Consider the following 6019-nt stretch of genomic DNA (forward strand, 5'->3'; position numbering starts at 1 on the left):
CATATATTGCACGTCACATCAAGTGACAAGAATTAATATAGCACAGCCCATTCTGTTGCGCAATACGTTTTTCACCTTCGGAATCATAATTATTTTCGATCAATGATCCATCATCATAGGGTTCTAATTATCTACAATGCCGTGCTTCAATGCATATCGCGTAAGCTGCACACGATTCTCCAAATGCAGCTTCTGCATAATGTTTTTCAGATGATTCTTCACGGTATGCTCAGATAGGGACAACTGTCCCGCAATGACCCGGTTCGATTCCCCCTTCGCTACACGCTCCAAAATTTCACGTTCACGAGTCGTCAACGGAGTTGACGTTGGAATCTTGCTCTCGCCCTTCACGGAAAACTCCTGTAATAAGCGAAACGCCAGTTCCTTCGACATCGGTGCCTCATCAATGGCAATCGCACGCAAATACTCATGCCATGCAGAAGGCTGCAAATTTTTGAGCAAATAGCCCTGTGCCCCTTTTTTCAATGCCTCGAATAAATGAGTAATATCATCCGACACCGTCACCATCACGATTTTCACATAGGGGAACTGCTCTTTGATCCGCTTGGTAGCTTCCAATCCGTCCATAACAGGCATGGAAATATCCATCAAGATCAAGTCCGGCATGACTTGATCCGTCATACGAAGTGCATCTTCTCCATTCACAGCCTCACCTACAACGACGAATGCAGGATCAATCGCTAAAATATCCCGCATTCCCTCACGCGCATGGGCATTATCGTCGGCGATTAACACCCGAAAACAATGCTGTTTATCCATCCCATGTTCCTCATTCACGCTAGTTCCCTCTCCTTCCGCCAACTTCATTAACTTGCAATACGCACTACCGTCACGCTGCCATCCCGTTCCAAAGACAAGCTCCACCCCATATTGGTCGTGCGGTCGCGTACCATCTTCAATCCATACTTTCCCTTCTGTGCAAAAGGCTCTCCTGCGAATCCGATCCCATCGTCCCGAATGTCGCAGACAAATCCTTCAGCCACAGGCTGCGCTATGATCCATACCCGTTTCGCCTCTGCATGCTTGCGCACATTCAGCAGCGCCTCGCGTACAGCCGACAACAGCGCGATTTTCTCTTTCAATGACAATTGATCTTCAGGCAGCTCCCACTTCACGTCCAGTGTCCAATCCGTATCCTTTCGAATATCCTCGATCATCGTAACGAGTTGATCCGACCAGCATACATTCATCTCTTCAGGGACAGTTTGCAAATTAGCGATGGACAGGCGCACATCATCATATACATGACGAACCGTCTGTCGGAGCTTGTCCAGCTGCTCTGGCTGCTGTTCGGTCGAAGCTGTCTCCAACCGATCAATCTTTACCGATAGCATGAACAATGATTGTGAAATTCCATCATGCAGCTCCTGCGCCAATTTGCTCCGCTCCTCCAAGGCCGCCTTCGTCTGCTGCTCTCGTTGCAGCTTTTTTTGCGTATCATCCAGCAGCTTGAATAAGCGAGTCAACAGCGTGGCTGACACGATAAAAACAATGGCAGGGGCGAGCCAGTTCCCAACCTCCATGGAAACGTAAGGGAGCAGGAAAGAGTGGCGCATATATTCCCAAAGTCCAATTGTAATCGTAGGAATCCATAGAATCAGATGTTTAATCGTACGATCCTTCAAGGTAGTTTTCGCTCCAATCTATGCTCGGTATCATCCATTCACATCTATTCCTATTGTAATGAAAAAAGCATGCGGTCACCAGTTCATAACCGCACGCCTATCTGTCTTACCTATTCATCATACTACGATTGCAATAACTTCGGTGCGCTCGTCGATTCTCGAATCACGATCTCCGACTCTAGACGAGCACTGATACTACGCTTATTCGTTCCATTAATCTGCTTTATAAGCAAATCAACAGCAACTTTGCCGATTTGGTGAGCTGGCTGTCGCATCGTTGTCAGCAGAGGACGCAGTTGGGAGGCTATGACTTGATCATCATAGCCGATTACAGACATATCATCTGGTACCTTGTAACCAGCCTGCCAGAGTGCATTGATGGCGCCAATCGCCGTGAAATCATCAGCCGCGAACAGCGCCGTCGGCATACAACCTGCATGCAGCCATCGCTGTACAGCATCATAGCCGGATTGAATGCAGAACTTACCATCCTCAATTGCAAAAGGTTCGAGGCCTGCGTCACTCATTGCATCCCTGAAACCCCTTTCACGTTCAAGTGCACTTAAGAAGAACCGTGGCCCACGAATATGAGCGATCGATCGATGGCCCAAATCAATGAGATGCTTTGTTGCATCATATCCACCTTTATAATTATCCACATTCACGTTGGTCACAGAAGGCTGGATTGTCTGATTGTCGATGAGTACGAACGGGATTTTCCGTTTTTTAGTTCTACCACGTAAGGTTCCTCATGTACCGCAGATAGAATCAGCATTCCATCCACGCGATCCTCTTGGATTAAGTCCGTACCCACCCCTTGTTCCATCGGCTCTGATGCAACCGATAGTGCTAAGTAATAACCATGATCCTTTAGCAGTGAGTACACCGATTGCACGATACTATCCAGAAATGAATCCTGCAAGGTAGTGACAATCATCCCTATGACACCTGTTTTCCCCTTCGCAAGGCTTCGAGCTGCTGCGTTCGGGTGGTAATCCAGATCCTTCATCGCCTGAAGAACCTTGACCCGATTCTTCTCTCGAACCGTCTTCGCGTTATTTAGGACACGGGATACCGTCACTACAGATAAACCTGATTTCTTAGCCACATCAAATATACTGACCTTCATATCCTTCTCCCCTCATGATCGATCATTAGATATGGAAAGGCACAAATCTCTATGTAACCATCATAACTAACTTTAAAGCGTTATTCCATTAAAACTACTGTGATATCCGCCATTTAACGCCTTTTTTAGTAAATCTTTAGCTATGGACGGCCCTTCTTGTTACGGATTGAACTTCTTTATGAAACGAATAAAGAAAATCCCCGTATGAATAATACTAAAAGGGATTGATAATCCCCTTCAACTCTATAAAAGTGTTCAAAAGGAGCTGGCATTCATGATCGTAGTAACGACCGAACGCATTGCAAATTATGAGGTATCCGAAGTACTGGGAACAGCCTTTGGCGTAGTTGTTCGAGCACGTGGTATCGGCGGGGACATTATGGCATCTTTGAAAGGTCTCGTGGGTGGTGAAGTCAAGCAGTACACACAAATGATCGAGGATGCTCGCCGACAAGCAATGGATCGCATGATCGAGAATGCGCACGCAATGGGTGGAGACGGAATCATCATGATGCGCTTCGATAGCGGCGATGTCGGCCAGAACATGAGTGAAATTGTAGCTTACGGAACGGTTGTTAAGTTGAGAGCGGTGCATTCCTAATGGATGAGGTTGTACATTTCTTCAAAATCGCTCTAGTGGTGTACGGCCTGCCCCTGATCGGCCTTGTCATCCTGATCGTGATCGGCAAGAAATATTTCGACAAGCGCTATAAGCAATACGATAATCCATTGGATGCCATCGGTGTCTCAGGCGACTTTATGCCAACGAAAGAGATCTTTATCGATCCGAGAGATGGTTTAAAATATCAAGTGTATTACAACCCGAAGACAGGCGAACGCAAGTACGTTCGCATGCAATCGTAGCCTGTTCCTAATTCATTTCAACATAAGAAAGACCGCTCAGCCATAGCTGGAGCGGTCTTTGTATGTTCTTATCGTGAAGGAGCTTTCACATTCCTTTACGAATTTTTCTTATGAATCGATACCTCAGGTGTCGTCATTTGATCATAGAAGTCCAAGTATTTGTCCCGATCATCAGAAGCAAGCAGCGCCATGGCGGAACGAGGATGTTCATCAAGCGTACCTGTAATCAAGTATGGAATCAGGTAGCCCCATTCCCACTTTTCACGCATCGGAATCATGTATTTCTCAAGGAAGCCAAGTACGGATCGAAGCTGGTATTTGCTGTTCTTCAAATGAGTCAATAGAGCTTCTGTCGGACAGTTGCCCGCTCCACGCCCCATCCCGTATATGGAAGCATCCAGCATTTCAACCCCAAGCTCTGCAGCAACAAGCGTATTCGAGAAAGCAAGCTGCATATTATTATGGGTATGAACACCGATTCGCTTGTTCGGCAAATGCTCTTTAAATTTATTCACGAGGAAATGAATATCATTATGATCAAGGCTGCCGTAGGAATCTACGACGTATACCACATCAACGACACTCTCTTTGATCATCGCAAATGCTTCGATAAGGTCATTCTCCATCACATTTGACAGTGCCATAATATTGATCGTTGTTTCATATCCACGATCATGGAACGTGCGTACCAAATCCAGCGCCTTGTCCACATCCTTAATGTAGCATGCAACCCGGATCAAGTCCAACATACTCTCATTGCGCGGTAGAATGTCGTTCTCATCCACACGGCCGATATCCACAAGTGCGGATAGCTTCGTAGTACCCTTCTGCGGAATGACAGTACGTAAAAAATCGTCGTTCAAAAATCGCCAAGGGCCTGCTTCGTCAGCGCCTTTGAGCAGTTTAGGCGAATTTTTGTAGCCGATTTCCATATAGTCGACGCCGGCATCATTCAATGATGCGTATAAGCTTTGCACAAACTCGACGCTGAAGTCCCAATTGTTTACTAGACCACCATCGCGAATTGTGCAGTCGACAATTTTGCAGTGATTCGTTTTCATTCCGCTATCTCCTTTGCCAAATGTTTTCTCTCCATTCTAATGGAAAAAAACTCATAAAGCAAAGCAAAAAAGCTTCATTTTCGTGTCGTTTTCATAGATTTCGATAAATTATCTACAATTTAATCCTTTTTCTATGAAAAAAATCACATGTAATTTTTCTTCCATTGTGCTACATTCAAGGTAAATTCAATTGATACCGATTATCATTATAAATAAGAACAGAACGAGTTAATCATAGATTGATACTGATATGTTGAAGAAAGAAGGATTATCATGCGCCCAACTGATTGTGAGATGCTCAGACAGAATACCTCTTTATGCGAATTGAAGCCTGGGCAGCGTGCATGTATTTGTGATTTGTCCAAAGTCCATGCATCGGTCTGCCATCGCCTGCGTGATCTGGGCATTACAGAAGGAACCCATGTAGAGCTGAAGCGTACCAGCTTGTTCGGCGGTCCGCTTACCCTAGAGGCTAACGGCCAATTGTTCGGCATTCGCCAAAACGAGGCTCGCTCTATCGGGGTGAATGGCGCATGAGTACTTGTACCACCGCACTCGTAGGCAATCCGAATACAGGTAAGACTTCTTTATTCAATGCTCTCACCCGCTCCTACGAATATGTAGGCAACTGGACTGGCGTAACGGTAGAGAAGAAGGTCGGCCACCTGCATCGCAATTCAGGCACGCTCATCGATCTTCCCGGCATCTACTCGCTGCAGCCGATGTCGCGTGACGAGAGCGTCGCTGTAAGCTACCTGCTCCACGAACGACCAGATACGATCTTGAATGTTGTCGATGCTTCACAGCTCGAACGCAACTTATATTTAACCATACAATTACTGGAATATGGACTTCCCGTGCACATTGCGCTGAATATGAACGACGTGGCACAGGGTCGCGGCATTCACATTCATACGCAGAAGCTATCCAAGGCACTTCATGCCCCCTTACTTCCCGTCAACGCTAGACGCAAGCAAGGAATTCACGATATTTTGCAGCATATCGATCACCCCGCCCAAGATGCAGCGAAGGAATACGGAGATTCGTTCCAACTCGACTATGGAGAAATTACGGAACTCGCTATTCAGCGTATGTCGGAGTACTTACCGCCTATAGATGGGGTACCTTCAAGATGGATTGCGCTGCAATATCTGGAACAGAACAATACCGTTCGTAGAATGGGTTCACAGCGGATTGAATCAAGAGATGAATGATCGGCTCCTGCATATATGCGATGAAGCAGAACAGCAGCTACAACAACAGGGCATCGCACTGCACATGGCACAGCATATTCGTGCGGTGCGCACTGCCTTTATCGT

General features: G+C 46.3%; 7 protein-coding genes and 1 pseudogene. 4 read left to right on the plus strand and 4 right to left on the minus strand.

The window, feature by feature from the left end; translation table 11 throughout:
- Positions 1-123 precede the first annotated feature (123 nt).
- The 3 genes and pseudogenes from AZ66_RS25615 to AZ66_RS25625 all read right to left on the minus strand — a co-directional run bounded on the left by AZ66_RS25615 (position 124) and on the right by AZ66_RS25625 (position 2775).
- Positions 124-780 carry a response regulator gene (locus AZ66_RS25615; protein WP_044357457.1) on the minus strand — a complete coding sequence of 219 codons (657 nt, stop codon included), beginning with the start codon at positions 778-780 and terminating at the stop codon, positions 124-126.
- A 47-nt stretch (positions 781-827) separates the two neighbouring features.
- Positions 828-1646, minus strand: a complete 819-nt coding sequence (locus AZ66_RS25620) for a sensor histidine kinase (RefSeq protein WP_044357456.1) — start codon at positions 1644-1646, stop codon at positions 828-830.
- Positions 1647-1768: 122 nt separating this feature from the next.
- Positions 1769-2775, minus strand: a pseudogene (locus AZ66_RS25625) (LacI family DNA-binding transcriptional regulator).
- Between the two features lie 274 nt (positions 2776-3049).
- Here AZ66_RS25625 and AZ66_RS25630 point away from each other — a divergent pair.
- Both AZ66_RS25630 and AZ66_RS25635 read left to right on the plus strand, forming a co-directional pair.
- A complete protein-coding gene (locus AZ66_RS25630) occupies positions 3050-3376 on the plus strand; it encodes a YbjQ family protein (RefSeq protein ID WP_021254534.1) in 327 nt (108 codons plus the stop codon).
- Complete coding sequence (locus AZ66_RS25635; RefSeq protein ID WP_021262043.1) at positions 3376-3639, plus strand: hypothetical protein; 264 nt, start codon at positions 3376-3378, stop codon at positions 3637-3639. The genes AZ66_RS25630 and AZ66_RS25635 overlap by 1 nt, the downstream gene beginning before the upstream one ends.
- A gap of 95 nt (positions 3640-3734) precedes the next feature.
- Here AZ66_RS25635 and AZ66_RS25640 read toward each other — a convergent pair whose 3' ends face one another.
- Positions 3735-4700 (minus strand): aldolase catalytic domain-containing protein, encoded by a 966-nt coding sequence (locus tag AZ66_RS25640; RefSeq protein ID WP_021254532.1) that lies wholly within the window; start codon positions 4698-4700, stop codon positions 3735-3737.
- Positions 4701-4973: 273 nt separating this feature from the next.
- Between AZ66_RS25640 and AZ66_RS25645 the strand changes: the two genes are divergently transcribed.
- Positions 4974-5237: a FeoA family protein gene (locus AZ66_RS25645; protein WP_082061730.1), complete on the plus strand. Its 264-nt coding sequence runs from the start codon at positions 4974-4976 to the stop codon at positions 5235-5237.
- Positions 5234-5914, plus strand: a complete 681-nt coding sequence (locus AZ66_RS25650) for a FeoB small GTPase domain-containing protein (RefSeq protein ID WP_052648869.1) — start codon at positions 5234-5236, stop codon at positions 5912-5914. Before AZ66_RS25645 ends, AZ66_RS25650 begins: the two co-directional genes overlap by 4 nt.
- Positions 5915-6019 lie beyond the last annotated feature (105 nt).

Origin of the sequence: Paenibacillus sp. E194 (genome assembly GCF_000935845.1) — a bacterium.
Lineage (GTDB): Bacteria > Bacillota > Bacilli > Paenibacillales > Paenibacillaceae > Paenibacillus_B > Paenibacillus_B alvei_B.